This window comes from Streptomyces sp. NPDC013455, assembly GCF_040632975.1.
Taxonomy (GTDB): domain Bacteria; phylum Actinomycetota; class Actinomycetes; order Streptomycetales; family Streptomycetaceae; genus Streptomyces.
In genome coordinates this window covers 1-18,496 of the sequence record NZ_JBEYCX010000006.1, presented here as the reverse complement: position 1 = coordinate 18,496, position 18,496 = coordinate 1, and the positions used below count along the sequence as shown (strand labels likewise).

Below are 18,496 nucleotides of genomic sequence, written 5' to 3'. Positions count from 1 at the left end.
GTTGCCCGGGCCCGCCCGCAACCGCCCGGGGCGGGTCCGCGACGGGTCAGCCCGAGCGCGGCCGGGAGCGTGCGCGGCGGCGCAGCGCCCGGCGCTCCAGCTCGGTCGTACCGCCCCAGATTCCGATGATCTGGCCCGAGTCCAGCGCCCAGTCCAGGCACTGTTCGCGCACCGGGCAGCGCCCGCACACCGCCTTGGCCTGCTGGGTCTGCACCTGCGCCGGGCCGGTGGTGCCGATCGGGAAGAACAGATCGGGGTCCTCGTGGCGGCACGCGGCATGGTCACGCCAGTTGTCCATCGAAGTCTCCTGGCTCGGATCGAAGTCGTCCGTGTCCTGTCGATTGCGTTCCGGGTTCGGGTGACCGGTCGGGGCGGTGTGAAACGGCACAACCGGAGGGGAATCGGAGAAGGAACGCATCCCGGTCGCCCGGGGGGACTTGCGGCCGCGCGGGCAGCGCGCGCGGTCAACTGGGGGGAAAGCGGAGCCGCGAGAGCGCCGGGCCGCCCGACCGGCCCCGGACGCGGGGGAGTTGGGACCGCCCGGGAACCCGCCCGCGGGGCCCGGGCCCGCGCGTCTCAGCGGCGCAGTGTCTCCGCCGCCGTGGTGATCACCGCGTCGGCCAGGGCCGCCAGGGCGGGGGAGTCGAGTCGCCACTGCTGCCAGTGCAGCGCCACGTCCATCCACGCGCCGGGGGCGAGCACGACCAGCCGCCCCCGGTCCAGCAGGGGGCCGGCCTGCGCCTCCGGGACCATGCCCCAGCCGAGCCCCGCGGTGACGGCCTCCACGAACCCCTCCGAGGTGGGAACGGAGTGCCGCAGCCGCCCGGCCGCGCCGGCGCCCAGGCGGCGGACGAAGCCGTCCTGGAAGTCGTCCCTGCGGTCGAAGGTCACGACGGGTGCCGCCGGCAGCGCCTCCGCCAGGGGCCGCCCGTCCAGGTGGGTCGCGGCGAACGCGGGGGCGGCCACCGGCAGGTAGCGCATCCGGCCCAGCGGACGGACCGTGCAGCCGGGCACCGGATCGGGCGAGGAGGTCACCGCCGCCATCACCAGTCCCTCGCGCAGCAGCGCGGCCGTGTGGTCCTCGTCCTCCCGGTGCAGCTCGAAGCAGAGGCCCGCGACCCGGGTCAGGGCCGGCAGGAACCAGGTCGCCAGCGAGTCCGCGTTCACCGCGACCGACACCCGGGTCGGCTCCCCGCCGCCGCTCAGCCCCAGCTCTCCCCAGGCGTCCCGCTCGAGCCGGGCCAGCTGCCGGGCGAACCGCACCAGCACCGCGCCGGACTCCGTGGGCCGCACCGGTTTGGTGCGTTGCAGGAGCACCCGGCCGGTGCGCTGCTCCAGCGCCTTGACCCGCTGGCTGACCGCCGACGGCGTCACGTGCAGCGCGGCGGCGGCCGCGTCGAAGGTGCCCTCGTCCACCACGGCCAGCAGGGTCCGCACCTGCTCGACCGGAAGCTCCGACATCACGAGAGCTAAGGGTACGTGAAAATGTTTAGCTGTACTTGGGGCGGGGTGTTTCCTAGCGTCTCCCGCATGAACCACGCCCTGACCGCCGCGGCCGCCGGCTTCGGCACCGGCCTGTCCCTGATCGTCGCCATCGGCGCCCAGAACGCCTTCGTCCTGCGTCAGGGGGTGCGCCGGGACGCCGTCCTCGCCGTGGTCGGCATCTGCGCCCTGTCCGACGCGGTGCTCATCGCCCTCGGCGTCGGCGGGGTCGGTGCGGTGGTCGTGGCCTGGCCGGGCGCGCTCCGCGCGATCGGCCTGGTCGGCGGTGTCTTCCTGCTCTGCTACGGCGCCCTGGCAGCCCGCCGGGTGCTGCGGCCCGGAACCGGGCTGCGGGCGGAGGGTGAAGGGGCCGGCTCGCGTCGCCGGGCGGTGCTCACCTGCCTGGCGATGACCTGGCTGAACCCGCACGTCTACCTGGACACCGTGTTCCTGCTCGGCTCCATCGCCGCCGACCGCGGCCCGCTGCGCTGGACCTTCGGGGCCGGTGCCGCCTGCGCCAGCCTCTGCTGGTTCGCCGCGCTCGGCTTCGGCGCCCGGCTCCTCGGCCGGTTCCTGGCCCGGCCAGCCGCGTGGCGGGTGCTGGACGGCCTGGTCGCCGTCACCATGCTGGGCCTGGGCGCGACCCTGGTCGCCGGTTCCTGATCGAATGCGTTCGAAGTGTACGGGTGTTGCTGCGATAGTTAGGCTCTCGAAGCAAAAAGGTGTAACGAGCAACCAGGACATCCGTGAACACGAGCGAGAGCAGCACCGAGACCGCCACCGACGCGCCGGCGGCCGAACCGCCCCGGCGCGGCTGGCGCCGCTGGGCGATGGATACCCGGCCCCTGCGCATCCCCGCCTACCGGCGCCTGTGGTCGTCGACCATCGTCACCGCCGTCGGCAGCCAGCTCACCGCCGTGGCGGTGCCCAAGCAGATCTACGACATCACCCACTCCTCGGCCTGGGTCGGCTACGCGAGCCTGGCCGGTCTCCTGCCCATGGTGGCCTTCGCGCTGTGGGGCGGGGCGGTCGCCGACACCGTGGACCGCCGCAAGCTGCTGCTGGTGACCAACGGCGGCATCGCGGTGACCTCGCTGCTGTTCTGGGCGCAGGCCGTCACCGGTCTGGAGTCGGTCGTCGTCCTCATGGCGCTGCTCGCGCTCCAGCAGGCCTTCTTCGGGCTCAACGCGCCCGCCCGCAACGCCTCCATCGCCCGCCTGGTCCCGGCCGATCAGCTGGCCGCCGCGGGCGCGCTCGGCTCGACGGTGATGCAGACCGGCCTGGTGGCGGGCCCGCTGCTCGCCGGTGCGCTCATCCCGGTCGTCGGGCTGCCGGAGCTGTACCTGATCGACGCCCTGGCGCTGACGGTGACCATGTGGGCCGTCGTCCGGCTGCCCGCGCTGCCGCCGCTCGGCGAGGCCGCTGCCCGCCGGGCCGGAGTCCGCGAGATAGCCGCCGGGTTCCGGTACATCCTCCGCCGCGAGGTCCTGCTGCTGTCCTTCGTCGCCGACATCGTCGCCATGGTGTTCGGCATGCCCCGCGCCCTGTTCCCGCAGCTGGCCGCGGAGACGTACGGCTCCTGGGGCGAGGGGCTCGCGCTCGGCGTGCTGTTCGCCGGCATCCCGGTCGGCGCGGTGCTCGGCGGGCTGTTCTCCGGCGTGTTCTCGCGGGCCCGCCGGCACGGCTGGATGGTGATCGGGGCGGTGGTGGGCTGGGGAGTGGCCGTCGCCGGGTTCGGGCTCAGCGGCAACCTCTGGATCGCCTTCGCGTTCCTCGCCGCGGGCGGGGTCGCCGACATGGTCTCGATGGTGTTCCGTGGGGCGATCCTGCTGTCGGCGGCGACCGACGAGATGCGCGGCCGGATGCAGGGGGTGTTCACCGTGGTCGTCGCGGGCGGTCCGCGCCTGGCCGACGTGCTGCACGGCACCGCCGGCTCGGCGTTCGGACCGCGCGCCGCGGTGGCGGGCGGCGGCGCGCTGGTCGTCGTCGTGATGCTGGCCCTGGCCTTCGCCGTCCCGGCGCTGCGGCGCTACCGGATCTGACCGCCTACAGCGGCCCGCGCCTTCGGGACGTGTACTGCTCCATCAGCTTCCCGCGGGTCGTCTCCAGACGGTGGGCGAGGATCTCGGCCACCGTCCGCACCACCGAGAGCCCGAGCAGCGGGTCCTCCACGCACAGCGCGAGCACCGAGGGCCCGTCGAACTCGTAGGCCCGTACGTTGCTGAAGGCGACCGCGCCGAAGTCCCACTGGTACGGCGGGAACAGCCAGGACCAGCCGAGCATGTCGCCCGCGCCGAGGCTGGCCACGGTCACCCGCTGCCGGGAGGTGACCTCCTGGTCGAGGTGGACCGCGCCCGAGCGGATGACCCAGAACCGGTCGGCCGTGCCGCCGGCCTCGAAGATCCGGGTGTCCTCCCGGAAGGACACCTCCTTGGCCAGCTCCATCAGGCGCTCGCGCTGCGCCTGGGGCAGGGCGGTGAGCAGTTTGATCGCTTTGGTCATGGCGCGGGGCTCCTCGCCGGCGGCGTTGACGTGCGGTGCTGCATCCCATTTCAGCCGCTGCCGCCGCCCCGAGCACCTCGGAGGAAGCGGTTTCGTGTCCTGCCGCGGCTCCCGGCGCCGCCGTGAGGGCAGCAAAAAGCCCTGGCTGGACGGGGGAAACCAGCCAGGGCCGTATGCGGTGACGCGGGGAGGGGGGAAGGACGGTTCCGCGCCGCTCCGGCATCACGTATGGATGAACCGTAAACCATCTGCCGTGCTTTTGGGTAACCGAAAGCGGGTCAGGTGACCTGTTTCACTCCGTCCGACCGCGCCGGGTCGCCGCCCGGGCGGACGATCTCCCCCAGCACCAGCAGGACCGCCTCGAACGACCGGGCCCGCTGGGCCGCCTCCCGGGCGCCCTCGGGATCCGTCGCCGTGAGGCTCTGGGCCCGCTCCCGCCAGGCCCGTTCCTCCTCGGCCGCGCGCTCCCGGCCGCGCCGGATCCGCCGCAACAACTCGTCCGCGTCCACCACATCCGTCATGCCCCACGGGTACCCGCGAGGCCGCCGGTGATGGCACCGGCACCCAGGGTGTTTGAAACGGGTCTTCCAGGGTGAGCCGAATGAGGAGGGAATCTGGCAATACGGGCACCGCTCAGGGAGTAAAGGATGCGCGACAAGCAGCACCGGTCCAGCTCCTCCGCGACCCTGCCGGAGCCGCGCCCCAGGGTGCCGTGCCGGCCGGCCGACGCCCGCAGAGCGGTCAAGCGCGTGATGACGGAGAGGTGCCGCGCCCGCGCGCTCCCCTGCCCCCCGCAGGCGGTCCAGGACGCCCTGCTGGTCACCTCCGAGCTCACCACCAACGCCCTGGTGCACGGCGGCGGCATCACCGGCTTCGACGTCGACGTCGACTCCGGCGGGGTGTACGTCTCGGTGAGCGACCGCAGCGACGAACTCCCGGTGGCCGCCCCGGACGGCGGCGACCAGGACCGCACCGGGCCCGGCGGCCGCGGCTGGCCCATCGTCTGCCTGCTGGCCCGTGACGTCCGGGTGGCGGAGCTGCCCCTCGGCGGCAAGCGCATCACGGCCGTCGTCCCGCTCCGCTGAAGCGGTCCGCGAAGTTCCGCGCACCGGCGTTTGCGCGTGAGGCCGGGGGGCAGACGGAATCTCGTGCTTCGGACCGGAGGCGCGCGCCCAGCGGGGAGCATCACCGCTGCCTGGGCCCCCTCCTGGCGGGCCCGGTGGCAACCCCGCGGCAACCCTGACACCACCGTTCGGGCCAGGACCTCGGAATGTGGTCCATGCCCTGAAACCACGTTCAGGAGCGATTCCGCATGCTGACCGACATGTCGACAAGCCGTCCCGGCACGTCCGCCCTGACCGGCACGACAGCCCCCGACGCCGCGGCGCCCGCCCGGCGCAGCCACGACGACGCCCCCGACACCGCGGAACTGTTCGTCCGGCTGGCGGAGCTGGACGACGGCCCTGAGCGCGACGCCGTACGAGACGAACTCGTCACCGCCTGGCTGCCCATGGCCCACCGGATCGCCGGACGCTTCCGCGACCGCGGCGAGTCCGTCGAGGACCTGCGCCAGGTCGCCGCACTCGGGCTGGTCAAGGCCATCGACCGGTTCGACCCGTCCCGCGGCGCCTTCGAGAGCTATGCCGTACCGACCATCACCGGGGAGGTCAAGCGGCACTTCCGCGACCGGATGTGGGCCCTGCGGGTGCCGCGCCGGGTGCAGGAACTGCGCAACCGGGTCCGCGTGGCCCGGCGCGACCTCACCCAGAACCCCGGCAGCCCCGAACCCACCGTCGCCGACATCGCCGCCCACACCGGACTCACCGAGGAAGAGGTGTCCGCCGGCATGGAGGCGCTGGAGAGCTTCAGCACCCTGTCACTGGACGCCGAGCTGTCCACCGGGGACGACGGCTACAGCCTCGCCGACACCCTCGGCGCACCGGACACGTCCTACGACGTCGTGGTCGACCGCGAGGCCGCCAAGGAAGGGCTGCGCCGGCTCCCCGAGCGCGAACGTGCCATTCTCTACATGCGCTTCTTCGAGGACATGACCCAGAGCCGCATCGCGGACCGGCTGGGCATCTCCCAGATGCACGTCTCGCGGCTGATCAGCCGCAGCTGCGCCCGGGTCCGCGACGAGGTGCTCGGCAGCCGCCGCCCCGGTTCCGACCCGCGGTGAGCGCTCACCCGCCTGGGCGCGCCGGACCGCCGGCGACGCCCAGCGGCCGCTTCAGACCGGAGACCGCCTCGTCCAGCCGCTGGAGGTGGCGCAGCACCCGGTCGGTCACCCGCCCGTAGCGGGGGGTCCGCGCAGTACCCGGCTCCAGCATCGACGCGATGCTGGAGCCGGTCTCGATCGCGGCCCCCGCCCGCGGGTCGGCGACATGCGCGGCGATCGCCTCGATGTTGTGCACGATCCGCCCGCACGCCCCGCGCAGCCGCGGATCCGCCGCGATCGAGGGGTGCGTCGGCAGCAGCTCCGCCGTCGCCGCCAGCGAACGCCCGTGGTACGCGCAGGTCTCCAGCAGCGCCACCACGTAGCGCGCGGTGTCCCGGCGCGAGCGCAGCGGGGTGATCGGGTGGGTCAGCGGCTGGGTGGCCGCGCGCAGGTCGGCCAGCGCCTGGTCCAGCTCCCGGGCCTGCTCCACCAGGTCGCCGCCCGTTCCGCCGCTCAACTGGTCGACGGCGCCCCGGGTGACGTCGGCGAGCCGGTCGAGGACCGCCACCAGCAGGTCGTTGGTGCGGCGGTCGGTGTGGACCGGCAGCACCACCGCCGCCGCGATCACCCCGCAGGCCGCGCCGAGCGCCGTCTCCTCCACCCGCAGCACCAGCACGGCCGCGCTGTACGTGTTCAGCAGGGTGTACAGCAGCCCCAGCATCGCCGTGACGAAGAACGACATCAGCGTGTACGACAGGGGAGCGGTGTAGAACATCGCGAAGACGAACAGCAGCACCAGCGTGAACGCCGTCCAGGTGTGGTGCCCGACCAGCGCGGCGAGCCCGATGCCGGCCACCACGCCGAGCACCGTCCCCAGCAGCCGCCGGTAGCCCTTCACCAGGATCTCGCCGGTGGAGGCGGTGTTGAGGAAGACGATCCAGCAGGTCAGCACCGCCCAGTACCAGCGCTGGCTGGACAGCAGCTCACCACCGGCGATGGCCAGCGACGAACCCACGGCCACCTGGACCGCCGCCCGGGTGGTGGGCCGCCGCAGGCCGGCCGGCTCCGGCTCCGCGGGCTCGCTCTCCTCGCTGCTCTCGATCGCGGCGTCCTCCGCGTCCAGTTCCTCGCGCGAGCGGGCGGTCGCCGGTGAATCGTCGGACTCGTCCTGCGGCCCGTCCAGGGCCAGCCGCAGGCCCAGCGAGGCGCGGGCGGCCTCGCCGAGGCCCCGGAAGACGTCCTGCACGGCCGGTGACGCCGTGGGCAGGTTCTCCTCCTCGCGGTAACCGAGCAGCCGGTTGCGCACCTGCGCGAGCGCCGTCCCCGCGGCCTCGCCGGCCGGCCGCAGCATCAGCAGCCGCAGTGCCCGCAGGTCCCGGCGCAGCGCGGCCGCCGCCTCGTCGCGGACCGGCGGCTCGCCCACGGAGGGCAGCGGGGCGCCCGGCAGGTGCAGCGTGAGGGTGTCGGTCCGCTCGGCGGTGCGCGCCGTGAGCAGCAGCAGACCGAGCCGCTCGGCGGCGATCTCGGCGTCCGCGATCCGGCGCTGGAGCAGCCGGGCCACCGCCGGGTCGGAGGTGCCGTCCTCCAGGCGGCCCTGGATCATCAGCGCCGTCTCGTGCAATCGCGCGGTGCGGGTGCGCAGGTCCGCCAGCACCTTCTCGACCTCGTCGGGCCCCGCGTCCAGCAACTCCGCCTGACTGGCGAGCAACTGGGCGAGCCGGGCGCGGAAGGCCCGCCGCAGCCGGTCCAGCGTGCCCGCCGGGGTCTGCGGCAGCAGCACGAACCGGGCCGTGGCACTGCACGCGAACGCCACGCAGACGACCCCGTACAGCGCGGGCAGCGCGGCGGGCGTGGCGCGCACGAACAGCGAGAGGAAGTAGATCTGGAAGCCGATCAGCCCCAGCGCCGTACCCCGGTCGCCGAACCGGCGGCCGTAGACGGCGCAGAAGATGAGGGCGACGAAGAACAGGTCCCCGGCGACCACCCGCCCGCTCAGCAGCGTGCCCAGGGACAGCGAGGCCAGCGCGACCGGCAGGCCCAGCGCAAGCGTCACCGCCTGCCGGTCGCGCTGCTTCTCCCGCACGGCGAAGGTGGCGGCCATCGCCGCCATGGCACCGGCGACCAGCTGGGGCACCGGCACGGCCAGGACGGCCAGGACGGCCAGGGTGAGCGCGATGGCGGTGACCGTGCGCAGTCCCGCGGCGAGCCGGAGCAGCCCGGGATCCGAGGCCGCGAGCCGGTCCCACATCCATACCCGTCCCGACCGTACCGCTGCCCTCACGCCGCCGCGCTCTCTCCCGTGCCACTCATCGATCTTGGAACCAGCATCGCACGCGGGACCGGATCAGCCGGCCTCGGCCAGGGCGGCGGCCGCCAGCGCGTTCGCGCGCCCGTGCCCGGGGCCGTGCTCCGACGTCAGCCGGCCGGCCCGCGCCGGCTGCCCGGTCGGCGGCGAGGAGCGGACCGGCTCCTGCCACTCGCCGGCCGGGCGGCCGTACTCCGCCTCGACCGACGGGCGGCAGCTCGCCGGTCCCTCACATCACGGCCGGTCGGCGGCCCCGCCCTCCACCCGCGCCCGCACCTGCTCCGGCGTCAGATACGCGTCGGTGAACTCGAAGTCCTTCAGCCGGGCCGGCTTGCGGGCCTGGAAACCGGTGCGGACGAAATCGTCACCCGCGACCGAGTTCAGCAGCCAGTTGGTCATCACCCGGGTCTTGGCGACGTTGGTGCGCAGCGCCGACCAGTGGTAGCCGCGGGCCACCGCCTGCGCGGGCACCCCGCGCAGCTCGATGCCCAGCGGTTTGGACACCGCGTCCTTGCCGCCGAGGTCGACGACGAGCCCGAGGTCCTTGTGCACGTACGGCTGCATCGGCAGGCCCCGCAGCGTCGCGATGACGTTGTCGGCGACCTTCTTCCCCTGCCGCATGGCGTGCTGCGCGGTGGGCGGGCAGACCGCGCCCTCCTGGCCCTTGGCCAGGTCCGGCACGGCCGCCGAGTCGCCGAGGGCGAACACCCCGTCGTGGCCCGGCAGGCACATCTCCGCGGTGACCGCCAGCCGGCCCTTGACCGTCTCCGCGCCGAGCGTGGCGATCAGCGGGCTGGCGACCACACCGGCCGTCCAGATGAGGGTGTGGGTCGGCACCACCCGGCCGTCGGTGAAGGTGACCTCCTCCGCGCCCGCCTTGTCGATCGACACGCCCAGCGAGACCTCGATCCCGCGCCGCTTGAGGATCTCCTGCGCGCTGCGGCCGAGTTTGTCGCCCAGCTCGGGCATGAGCTTGGGCGCGACGTCGATGAGGTGCCACCGGATCAGACCGGGATCCAGGCGCGGGTAGCGCTGGACGGCGGCGTGCGTGAGCCGTTGCAGGCAGGCCGCGGTCTCGGTGCCCGCGTATCCGCCGCCGACCACCACGAACTGCAGGCGCGCGGCCCGCTCGGCCGGATCGTCGCTGGCGTCCGCGAGGTCGAGCTGCGAGATGACGTGGTCGCGGATGTAGGCGGCCTCGGCGAGGGTCTTCATCCCGAAGGCGTGCTCGGTCAGGCCGGGGATGTCGAAGGTGCGGGTCACGCTGCCCGGCGCCAGCACGATGTAGTCGTAGGGCTCGTTGACGATCTTGTCGGTGATGGTGCGGACGACGCACACCTTCGCCTTCAGGTCCACGCCGATCGCGCCGCCCGGGATGATCCGGGTGCGGTACTTCTTGCTGCGGCGCAAGGACAGGGCGATCGACTGCGGCGTGAGCACGCCGGAGGCGACCTGGGGCAGCAGGGGCAGATAGAGCTGGTAGGCGAACGGCGTCACCAGCGTGACGTCGGCCTCGTCAGGGGCGAGTTTCCGCTCCAGGCGGCGGACGCACTCCACTCCGGCGAAGCCTGCGCCAACCACCAGGATCCTGGGTCGTGTCACGGTGTCCATCCCTTTCTGCGGCTCCAGGCGGTCCGAATCGACGCCGTTCGTGTGCCCGGGATCGCTGGGTGCCAACTCCGATCCCACCGTGCGGGCGGCGGTTGCGCCACCCGGCCGCGGCAGGCAGACGAACGCGTGGAGGGCGGCTGCCCCCGCACGGCAGCGGAGTAACCGGTTGACGCGCACCTACACGTCGCACACCCGTCACCGCGACACGTCGCACACGCTCACCACGGCAGGAACACGTGGATGTCCTTGCCCCGGTCGTGCACGACGACGCTGACCTGGGTGCACAGCGTGTGCACCAGGTGCCAGCCGATCCCGCCGCCGCCCGTGCGGGGGTGGAACGGCCGCGGCTCCGGCCGGGTCCGGCTCGTGTCCCGCATCGTCACGTGCACCCCGTCGAAGGTACGGCGCATCCGCAGGTCGAACGGGCCGGGCGCGTACTGGATCGCGTTCGCGGCCAGCTCCGTCACGACCAGCAGGATGTCGTCCCAGTACTCGTGCGCCCCCGGCGGAGCCGCCAGGGCGAGCGCTGCCAGGAACTCCTCCGCGGCGAGCCGTGCCCCCGTGACGTTGCGCAGCTCACCGGGGAAGGAGAACGTGCGTTCGTACTTCTCCTCCGAGGGGGGCGTGTCGTCCCAGCGCGGCTCCGTCACCATCTCGCATTCCCCGGTCCCGGCCCGGAGGGGCCCCGTGCGGACCCATCCGGCCGGGACGGTCGTCGTCGCTGATCTCTCGCGCTGCGGGTTCCCTGACCCGCGCAGGCTATCCGTCTCCCCTCGGCCCCGTACGGCACGCCTCCTCAGCGGAAGACGTCGTCCGGCTCGTCCCACTCCACCGGCTCCCGCGGACCCCGGGACCGCGAGCGCGCCTGGTACATCGCCTCGATGTCGGCCGCGTAGTGCCGCACGACGGCGTCCCGGCGCAGCTTCATGGAGGGCGTGAGCAGCCCGTTCTCCGGTGCGAAGGGTTCCTGGACGACACGGTAGACCCTGATGGACTCGGCGCGGGACACCGCGCTGTTGGCGGAGGCGACGGCCCGCGCGATCTCCTCCCGCAGCGCGTTCTCCTCCCGGGTCTCCCGGGCCGCCGAGTCGCCCTGCAGCGCCAGGGCGGCCCGCCAGTGCGCGAGGAACTCCGGGTCCAGCGTGATCAGGGCGCCCACGCACGGCCGGTCGTCGCCGACCACCACCGCCTGGTGGATCAGCGGATGCATGCGCAGCCGCTGCTCCAGCGGGGCCGGCGCCACGCTCTTGCCGCCGCTGGTGACGATGATGTCCTTCTTGCGTCCGGTGATCGTCAGATAGCCCTCGGAGTCCAGCCGGCCGATGTCCCCGGTGGCCAGCCAGCCGCCGCGCAGCGCGGCCCGGGTCGCGCTCTCGTCGCTGATGTAGCCCTGGAACACCGACGGCCCGCGCACCAGGATCTCCCCGTCGTCGGCGACCCGGACCTCGGTGCCCGGCAGCGGCCGGCCCACGGTCCCGGACTTCTCCCGGCCGAGCGGCTGCATGGTGATCCCGCCGGATGCCTCGGTCAGCCCGTACCCGTCGTGGACGAACACGCCGATGCCCTCGTAGAACAGGCACAGTTCACGGCCCAGGGCCGATCCGCCGGAGGTGCCGCGCACCACCCGGCCGCCCAGCGCGGCCCGCAGTCTGCGGTACACCGTCCGCTCGTACAGGGCGTGCTGGAGCCGCAGTTCCAGGCCGGGGCCCGGCCCGGCGCCCAGCCGCCGGCGCTCCTCGGCCGCGGCGAACTCCCGCGCGGTCTCCGCCGCCCGCTCGAACAGGGCGCCGCGCCCGCCTTGTCGGGCGGTGCGCAGGAAGGTCGTGTAGAGCTTCTCGAACACCGACGGCACCCCGTACAGGTACGTCGGCCGGAACGTGCTCAGCGCCGACGTCAGGGCCGCCTCGGTCAGCTCCGGCTCGTGCGCCATCAGCACCCCGCCGCGCACGCACATCAGCATGATCATCATGCCGTAGACGTGGGAGAACGGCAGGAAGGCCAGCACGGACGGCTGTTCGCCGGGGGGAGCGGCGGTGTGCGCCCAGCCGGCCAGCAGGGTGTCGCAGGGGTAGGCCAGGCCCCGGTGGCTGAGCGCGCAGCCCATCGCACGCCCCGAGGTGCCGGAGGTGTAGACGACGGCCGCCGTGGCGTCCGGCAGCACGATCCGGCGCAGCGACTCCACGGTGGTGTACGGCACGACCGTGCCCCGCTCGACGAGCTCGTGCAGGGCGCCCGCGTCCAGCTGCCACACGTGCCGCAGCCGCGGCAGCCGGGCGCAGACGGTGCCGACCGTCATGGCGCCCTGCTCGTCCTCCACCACCACGGCCACACAGCCGGCGTCCCGCAGGATCCACTCGACCTGCTCGCGCGCGGCGGCGGGATGGACCGGCACGACCTCGGCGCCCACGGCCCACAGCGCGTGGGCAAGCACCGTCCACTCGTACCGGGTGCGCGCCATCAGGGCCACCCGGTGCCCGGGCGACACACCGGCGGCGATCAGGCCCTTGGCCAGGTCGACCACCTCGTCCCGCAGCTCGACCGCCGTCACCTCCTCCCAGCCGGCCGCGGCGGGAGCGGCGCGGCGCGCCAGCAATGGCAGCGTCGGGTTCCGGTCCGCCGTCGCGAACACGCTGTCGGCGAGGCCGCCGGTGAGCGGTGGGGCGACGGCTGGAGCGAGGGCGACGTTCCGCATGCGCTGCTCCTGTGGTACGGAGGGTCACTCCGCCGACCGGCTCGGTGTCGGCGGTGCTCGAATGTAGCCCAGGCAAGCGCGTTCGGTGACGGGAACGGCGAAGTCGTGATCGGCTGATGATGTGGCCGCGTCCTGGGGACTCGGGGGACATGAGTCATGTGAACCCCGATCCGGAGCCCGACCGCACCACCGGGCTGGAGCCCGGCGGCGGAGTCCCGCCCGGCGAGACCCCGCCCGCCGAGAGCAGCATGCCCGAGGCCGGGCCCCGGGAGACGCACAATCCGACGAAGGGCTGGGCGAAGGCGCCGCTGACGCTGATCCTCGCCCTCGTCATCCTGGTAGCGGCGTTCTTCCTGGTCTACGCCCTGATCCTGATCCTGTGAACCGGACGCTCAGGTCTGCGTACGCCGCACGCACTCGGTGACCACCGAGCGCAGGCTGCCGGTGTGCTCCAGCAGCCGGCGCTGCTCGCGCGCGCCGTTGCCGGTCCGCAGCAGTTCCGCCACGGCCCGCTCGGCGCGGTCCGCGTCACCGCTGTCGGTGAGCGCGTCCCCGACGTGCTCCAGCAGGGAACGCAGGACCTGGGCGGCGGGCCGGGGCCGTGCGGTGACCGGGTCGAGCAGGTCCTCCTCCAGGCCGAAGCGGGCGGCCTGCCAGTCGGCCAGCCGGAGCACGCTCACGCCGGGGTCCGGCGCCGGCAGGCCCGCTCGCCACTCCCGTGCGGCCGTCTCCACCAGGGCCCGGCACAGCGTCGCCACCAGTACGGCGGTCTCCGCGCCCAGGCACACGTCCGCGACCCGGATCTCCACCGTGGGATAACGGGCGGACAGCCGCGCGTCGAAGTAGGCCATCGCCTCGTCCAGGATGACCCCGGTGTCCACCATGTCCTTCACCCGCCGGTGGTACCGCTCGGCGGTCCCGAACAGCTCGGTCGGTCCGGCCGACGGCCAGCGGTTCCACACCCGGCTGCGGTAGCCGGCGTAACCGGTGTCCCTGCCGTGCCAGAACGGGGAGTTGGCGCTCGCCGCCCGCAGCACCGGCAGCCACGGGCGCAGCCGGTCGAGGACCGCCGTGCCCTCCTCGTCGGACTCCACCGACACGTGCACGTGGCAGCCGCACACCAGCTGCTCCCAGGTCGGTATCCCGAAGCGTTCGGCCAGCCACCGGTAGCGCTCGCTCACCGTGAGCGACGGGCTGACCGGCAGCGGCGACGTCGCGAGCGCCGCGACCCCGCAGCCGATCTCCCCGGCGTGCCGCGCCGCCTCCTTGCGGCACCGCACGATCTCCTCGCCGAGATCCGCCATGTCCGACTGCGGATGCGTGGCGAACTCCAGCATCTGCCCGAAGAGCTCCTTCTCGAACACGTCCTGCCCGGGATGATCCTGGGCAGCACGGGCGAGGACGGCCGATGCCAGCGCCCTCGGCTCGCCGCTGTCCGGATCGACCAGTAGGAGTTCCTCCTCCACTCCGACGGTGCGCACCTGGTGCCGCCCTTCTGTCCGTGCCGCAAGGGGCAGTCGCGTTCTGTACGACCCCGACTGCCCCCGGGACGGCCGCCGACACCTGCGGCGGTCAGCGCTCGGGCACCAGCCAGACGGTGGCGAGCGGCGGCAGCGTCAGGTCCAGGAACCCGTCGACCGCCTTCACCGGCCCCCCGGTACCGACCCCTCCGCCGCCGTAGCGGACGTCGTCGGTGTTCAGCTCCTCCCGCCAGGCGGGGAACCCGTCGGGGACCCACAGGCGGTAGTCGTGCCGGACGACGGGCGAGAAGTTGGACACCGCCAGCAGCGCGCCGCCGTCCGCGGCGAACCGCAGGAATGCCAGGACGTTGTCGTCCGCGGCGTCGCACAGCACCCACCGGAAACCGCCCGGATCGGTGTCCCGCTGCCACAGCGCCGGCGTCGCCCGGTACACCGTGTTCAGGTCGCGTACGAGATCCCGCACACCCCGGTGGTCACCGGCGGAGTGGTAGCCGTCGTCGAGCAGCCACCACTCCGGACCGTGTGCCTCGGACCACTCCGCTCCCTGCGCGAACTCCTGTCCCATGAACAGCAGCTGCTTGCCCGGGTGGGCCCACATGAAGCCGAGGTAGGCACGGTGGTTGGCGCGCCGCTGCCACCAGTCGCCGGGCATCTTCGACACCAGCGCCTGCTTGCCGTGCACGACCTCGTCGTGGGAGATCGGCAGGACGTAGTTCTCGCTCCAGGCGTACACCATCGAGAACGTCATCTCGTTGTGGTGGTACTTGCGGTGCACCGGCTCCTTCTGCATGTACTCCAGCGAGTCGTGCATCCAGCCCATGTTCCACTTCAGCCCGAAACCGAGCCCGCCGCCGTCCGTCGGCCGGGTCACCCCGTCCCACGCGGTGGACTCCTCCGCGATGGTCACCACACCCGGGCAGCGGCGGTAGACGGTGGCGTTCATCTCCTGGAGGAAGGCGACGGCGTCCAGGTCCTCCCGGCCGCCGAACACGTTCGGCTCCCACTGGCCGGAGTCCCGCGAGTAGTCGCGGTAGAGCATCGAGGCGACGGCGTCCACGCGCAGCCCGTCGACGTGGAACTCCTCGCACCAGTAGACGGCGTTGGCGACGAGGAAGTTGCGCACCTCCGTGCGGCCGTAGTCGAACGTGTACGTCCCCCAGTCCGGGTGCTCGGCGCGCAGCGCGTTCCCCGGTTCGTACAGCGGGTCCCCGTCGAACCGGGCCAGTGCCCAGTCGTCCTTGGGGAAGTGCGCCGGCACCCAGTCCACGATCACGCCGATGCCGGCCCGGTGGCAGGCGTCCACGAAGTACCGGAAGTCGTCCGGGTCGCCCAGCCGCGGCGTCGGCGCGTAGTACGACGTGACCTGGTAGCCCCACGAGCCGCTGAACGGATACCCCGCCACCGGCATCAGCTCCACGTGCGTGAAGCCCATCTCCTTCACGTAGGCCGGGAGCTCGTCCGCCAGCTGCCGGTACGTCGCCCCCGGCCGCCAGGACGGCAGGTGCACCTCGTACACCGAGAACGGCGCCTCGTGCACGGGGGTGTCGCCGCGGTGCGCCATCCAGTCGGCGTCCCCCCACGCGTACCGCGAGGACGTCACGATCGACGCCGTGTCCGGCGGCACCTCCGTGCGCCGCGCCATCGGGTCCGCCTTCAGGAACCGGTGGCCGTGGCGGGAGGTGATCTCGAACTTGTACCGGGTGCCCTCGCCGATGCCGGGCAGGAACAGCTCCCACACCCCGGACGCGCCGAGCGACCGCATCGGGTACTGCGTACCGTCCCAGTAGGTGAAGTCCCCGGCCAGCCGCACCCCCTGCGCGTTCGGCGCCCACACGGTGAAGCGGGTGCCGGCCACGCCCTGGTGGACCATCGGCTCGGCACCGAGCGCCCGCCACAGCTGCTCGTGCCGGCCCTCCCGGATCAGGTGCAGGTCCAGCTCGCCAAGGGCGGGCAGGAAGCGGTAGGGGTCGTGCACCTCCTGCTCGGTCCCGTCGTACGCCACCAGCAGCGTGTACTCCGGGACCTCGGGGCAGGGCAGGACGGTCGCGAAGAGACCGTCGCCCTCCGACCACATCTCGGTGCGCGCCCCGTCGATCACGACGCTCACCGCCCGGGCGTTGGGCCGCAGCGCCCGGAACAGCGTGCCGCCCGGTACCGGACGGGCGCCCAGCAGGGCGTGCGGATCGTGGTGCGCGCCGGCGAGCAGCCGGCCGCGGTCGGCCGGGTCCAGCGGCACGGCCGGGGGCGGCACGGGGCCCGCGGTCTCGGGACGGGTGGTGTCGCGCAGTGCCATGCGTCAGCCTCCCCACACGGCGAGTCGTTTGATCGCCGCCATCGGAACCGGCAGCCAGTCCGGCCGGTGTCTCGCCTCGTACAGCACCTCGTAGACCGCCCTGTCCGTCTCGTGCGCGCGCAGCAGCGCGTGCTTCTTGCGTGGATCCCAGCCGGCGCGGGCCGCGTAGCCCGCGCAGAACGCCTCCCGGCAGCGGCGCGCCCACTCGGGTCGCCAGGGGCGGCGCTGCCGGGCCGCGTAGTCGAAGGAGCGCAGCATCCCGGCGACGTCCCGCACCGGGGACTGCGCGGCCCGCCGCTCGGCGAGCGGGCGGGACGGTTCGCCCTCGAAGTCGATGACGAACCAGTCGCGGCCGGCCCGCAGCACCTGACCGAGGTGCAGATCGCCGTGGATGCGCTGGGCCGGCGGCCCGGTGTCGCAGGTGGCGAGTGCCCCGAACGCGGCCTTGAGGCCGGGCACGTAGGGCAGCAGCCCGGGCACGGCGTGCGCCGCCGCGTCCAGCCGCGCGCACATCGCCTCGGCGGTACGGCCGTTCTCGCCCGGCCCGGCCGGCGGGAACGCCCCGGCCAGTGCCAGGTGCACCTCGGCCATGGCCCGGCCGAGCGCCCGGGCCTCGGCCGTGAAGTCGTCCCCCGCGGCGAGCGCCCGCAGCGCCAGGGTCCAGCCGTCGGTGGCGGCCGGCAGGAACGGCTGGAGCACCCCCAGGGTGGCGGGGCGCGGGGCGGTCGTGGTGAACCAGGCCACCGGCGCGGGCACCCGGGCGCAGCCCTGCGCGGCCAGCGCGGCCGGCACCTCCAGGTCCGGGTTGACGCCCGGCTGGATCCGCCGGAACACCTTCAGGATGTACGCGTCGCCGTACACGATCGAGGAGTTGGACTGCTCGGCGTCCAGCAGCCGCGGCGGCAGTCCGCCGGGCACATGGGCGGCCGGGTCCGCCTCGAAGCGCAGCGGGCCGGCCGCGCCGGGCCGGCGCAGCCGCTCCAGCAGCAGATGGGCCGAGCGCGGGTCGTGCAGCGCGTCGTAGACCGCGAGCCCGGCCAGCGGACCGCCCTCGGCGCGGCCGATGAACGCCCGTTCCAGCCGCGGCGCGAGGTGCGGGCGCAGGCCCAGCAGCAGCTGGTAGCAGTCCCCGGGCGGGGGAGTGCCGCCGGGGGTGGGCACCGGCGCGTGCGAGGCGTGCACCAGCAGATGCAGACACCCCGGGAACAGCTCGGTCATGGACAGCACCGACAGATCGGTGACCGGCCGGTCCTTGCCCGCGAACCAGCGTTGCCTCGGCAGCCACTCGCGCAACAGCCCGCCCAGCGAGGCCAAGGGCCCGTCGAGGCCGGCCGCCGTGCGCGGTCGGGGGGTGATGGTGTTCGGCATGGTGACGCGTCCTTTCCTCGGCGCCGGGCGTTCAGCGGCGGCGGCCGATGCGGGATGCGACTCGGGTGAGCCGGAACCAGTAGAAGCCGTGGCCCTGGAGGGTCAGCAGGTAGGGCAGTTCACCGATGGCGGGGAAGCGCACCCCGCCGATCAGCTCGACCGGATGCCGTCCGTCGTAGGCCCGCAGATCGAGTTCGGTGGGCTGGGCGAAGCGGGAGAAGTTGTTCACGCACAGCACCAGGTCGTCGCCGTACTCGCGCAGGAACGCCAGCACCGCGGGGTTGGAGGACTGCAGGTCGGTGAAGGAGCCGAGTCCGAAGGCGGGGTTCTGCTTGCGGATCTCGATCATGCGGCGGGTCCAGTGCAGCAGCGACGAGGGCGAGGACATCGACGCCTCGACGTTGGTGACCTGGTAGCCGTAGACCGGGTCCATGATGGTCGGCAGGTAGAGCCGGCCCGGGTCGCAGGTCGAGAAGCCGGCGTTGCGGTCGGGGGTCCACTGCATCGGGGTGCGGACGGCGTCGCGGTCGCCGAGCCAGATGTTGTCGCCCATGCCGATCTCGTCGCCGTAGTAGAGGATCGGCGAGCCGGGCAGGGACAGCAG

The 18,496-nt window shown here is 73.5% G+C and carries 17 protein-coding genes and 1 pseudogene; 5 read left to right on the top strand and 13 right to left on the bottom strand.

What is annotated here, in order from left to right:
* Positions 1 to 46: 46 nt before the first annotated feature.
* Entirely contained in the window at positions 47 to 298 is a 252-nt protein-coding gene (locus ABZ576_RS12225; RefSeq protein ID WP_360739194.1) for a WhiB family transcriptional regulator, read from the bottom strand.
* A 278-nt stretch (positions 299 to 576) separates the two neighbouring features.
* Positions 577 to 1,464: a LysR family transcriptional regulator ArgP gene (locus tag ABZ576_RS12220; RefSeq protein ID WP_360739192.1), complete on the bottom strand. Its 888-nt coding sequence runs from the start codon at positions 1,462 to 1,464 to the stop codon at positions 577 to 579.
* A 66-nt stretch (positions 1,465 to 1,530) separates the two neighbouring features.
* Between ABZ576_RS12220 and ABZ576_RS12215 the strand changes: the two genes are divergently transcribed.
* Positions 1,531 to 2,145, top strand: a complete 615-nt coding sequence (locus ABZ576_RS12215; RefSeq protein WP_360739190.1) for a LysE/ArgO family amino acid transporter — start codon at positions 1,531 to 1,533, stop codon at positions 2,143 to 2,145.
* Positions 2,146 to 2,228: 83 nt separating this feature from the next.
* The gene (locus tag ABZ576_RS12210; protein ID WP_360739188.1) at positions 2,229 to 3,524 is read left to right on the top strand and encodes an MFS transporter; all 1,296 of its coding nucleotides are present in this window, start codon (positions 2,229 to 2,231) and stop codon (positions 3,522 to 3,524) included.
* Positions 3,525 to 3,528: 4 nt separating this feature from the next.
* On the opposite strand, the gene ABZ576_RS12205 is transcribed toward ABZ576_RS12210, so the two are convergent.
* Together ABZ576_RS12205 and ABZ576_RS12200 are read right to left on the bottom strand one after the other, a co-directional pair.
* Positions 3,529 to 3,984: a cyclic nucleotide-binding domain-containing protein gene (locus ABZ576_RS12205; protein WP_360739187.1), complete on the bottom strand. Its 456-nt coding sequence runs from the start codon at positions 3,982 to 3,984 to the stop codon at positions 3,529 to 3,531.
* 278 nt (positions 3,985 to 4,262) lie between these two features.
* Positions 4,263 to 4,505: a hypothetical protein gene (locus tag ABZ576_RS12200; protein WP_360739185.1), complete on the bottom strand. Its 243-nt coding sequence runs from the start codon at positions 4,503 to 4,505 to the stop codon at positions 4,263 to 4,265.
* Between the two features lie 126 nt (positions 4,506 to 4,631).
* On the opposite strand from ABZ576_RS12200, the gene ABZ576_RS12195 reads away from it, so the two are divergent.
* Positions 4,632 to 5,069: an ATP-binding protein gene (locus ABZ576_RS12195; protein WP_360739183.1), complete on the top strand. Its 438-nt coding sequence runs from the start codon at positions 4,632 to 4,634 to the stop codon at positions 5,067 to 5,069.
* A gap of 227 nt (positions 5,070 to 5,296) precedes the next feature.
* A complete protein-coding gene (locus tag ABZ576_RS12190) occupies positions 5,297 to 6,163 on the top strand; it encodes an RNA polymerase sigma factor SigF (protein ID WP_360739181.1) in 867 nt (288 codons plus the stop codon).
* A 4-nt stretch (positions 6,164 to 6,167) separates the two neighbouring features.
* On the opposite strand, the gene ABZ576_RS12185 is transcribed toward ABZ576_RS12190, so the two are convergent.
* From ABZ576_RS12185 to ABZ576_RS12165, 5 genes and pseudogenes are all read right to left on the bottom strand, one after another.
* Positions 6,168 to 8,390 carry an FUSC family protein gene (locus tag ABZ576_RS12185; RefSeq protein ID WP_360739179.1) on the bottom strand — a complete coding sequence of 741 codons (2,223 nt, stop codon included), beginning with the start codon at positions 8,388 to 8,390 and terminating at the stop codon, positions 6,168 to 6,170.
* Between the two features lie 96 nt (positions 8,391 to 8,486).
* A pseudogene (locus ABZ576_RS12180) lies at positions 8,487 to 8,678 on the bottom strand (DUF4287 domain-containing protein); the annotation flags it as partial.
* Between the two features lie 3 nt (positions 8,679 to 8,681).
* On the bottom strand, positions 8,682 to 10,058 hold the full coding sequence (locus ABZ576_RS12175; protein ID WP_360739177.1) for an NAD(P)/FAD-dependent oxidoreductase: 1,377 nt from the start codon (positions 10,056 to 10,058) through the stop codon (positions 8,682 to 8,684).
* A 218-nt stretch (positions 10,059 to 10,276) separates the two neighbouring features.
* Positions 10,277 to 10,711, bottom strand: coding sequence for an ATP-binding protein (locus ABZ576_RS12170; protein ID WP_360739175.1), 435 nt, complete (start codon positions 10,709 to 10,711; stop codon positions 10,277 to 10,279).
* Between the two features lie 143 nt (positions 10,712 to 10,854).
* The gene (locus tag ABZ576_RS12165; protein WP_360739173.1) at positions 10,855 to 12,750 is read right to left on the bottom strand and encodes an AMP-dependent synthetase/ligase; all 1,896 of its coding nucleotides are present in this window, start codon (positions 12,748 to 12,750) and stop codon (positions 10,855 to 10,857) included.
* 149 nt (positions 12,751 to 12,899) lie between these two features.
* Here ABZ576_RS12165 and ABZ576_RS12160 point away from each other — a divergent pair, with 149 nt between their 5' ends.
* Positions 12,900 to 13,133: a DUF6480 family protein gene (locus ABZ576_RS12160; protein ID WP_360739171.1), complete on the top strand. Its 234-nt coding sequence runs from the start codon at positions 12,900 to 12,902 to the stop codon at positions 13,131 to 13,133.
* Between the two features lie 9 nt (positions 13,134 to 13,142).
* Here ABZ576_RS12160 and ABZ576_RS12155 read toward each other — a convergent pair whose 3' ends face one another.
* From ABZ576_RS12155 to ABZ576_RS12140, 4 genes are all read right to left on the bottom strand, one after another.
* Positions 13,143 to 14,231, bottom strand: a complete 1,089-nt coding sequence (locus ABZ576_RS12155) for a glutamate--cysteine ligase (RefSeq protein WP_360739169.1) — start codon at positions 14,229 to 14,231, stop codon at positions 13,143 to 13,145.
* A 91-nt stretch (positions 14,232 to 14,322) separates the two neighbouring features.
* On the bottom strand, positions 14,323 to 16,524 hold the full coding sequence (glgB, locus tag ABZ576_RS12150) for a 1,4-alpha-glucan branching enzyme (protein ID WP_360739167.1): 2,202 nt from the start codon (positions 16,522 to 16,524) through the stop codon (positions 14,323 to 14,325).
* Positions 16,525 to 16,527: 3 nt separating this feature from the next.
* Positions 16,528 to 17,892, bottom strand: a complete 1,365-nt coding sequence (locus ABZ576_RS12145) for a maltokinase (RefSeq protein ID WP_360739165.1) — start codon at positions 17,890 to 17,892, stop codon at positions 16,528 to 16,530.
* 31 nt (positions 17,893 to 17,923) lie between these two features.
* A partial coding sequence (locus tag ABZ576_RS12140; RefSeq protein ID WP_360739163.1) for an alpha-glucosidase C-terminal domain-containing protein occupies positions 17,924 to 18,496 on the bottom strand: 573 nt, incomplete at its 5' end.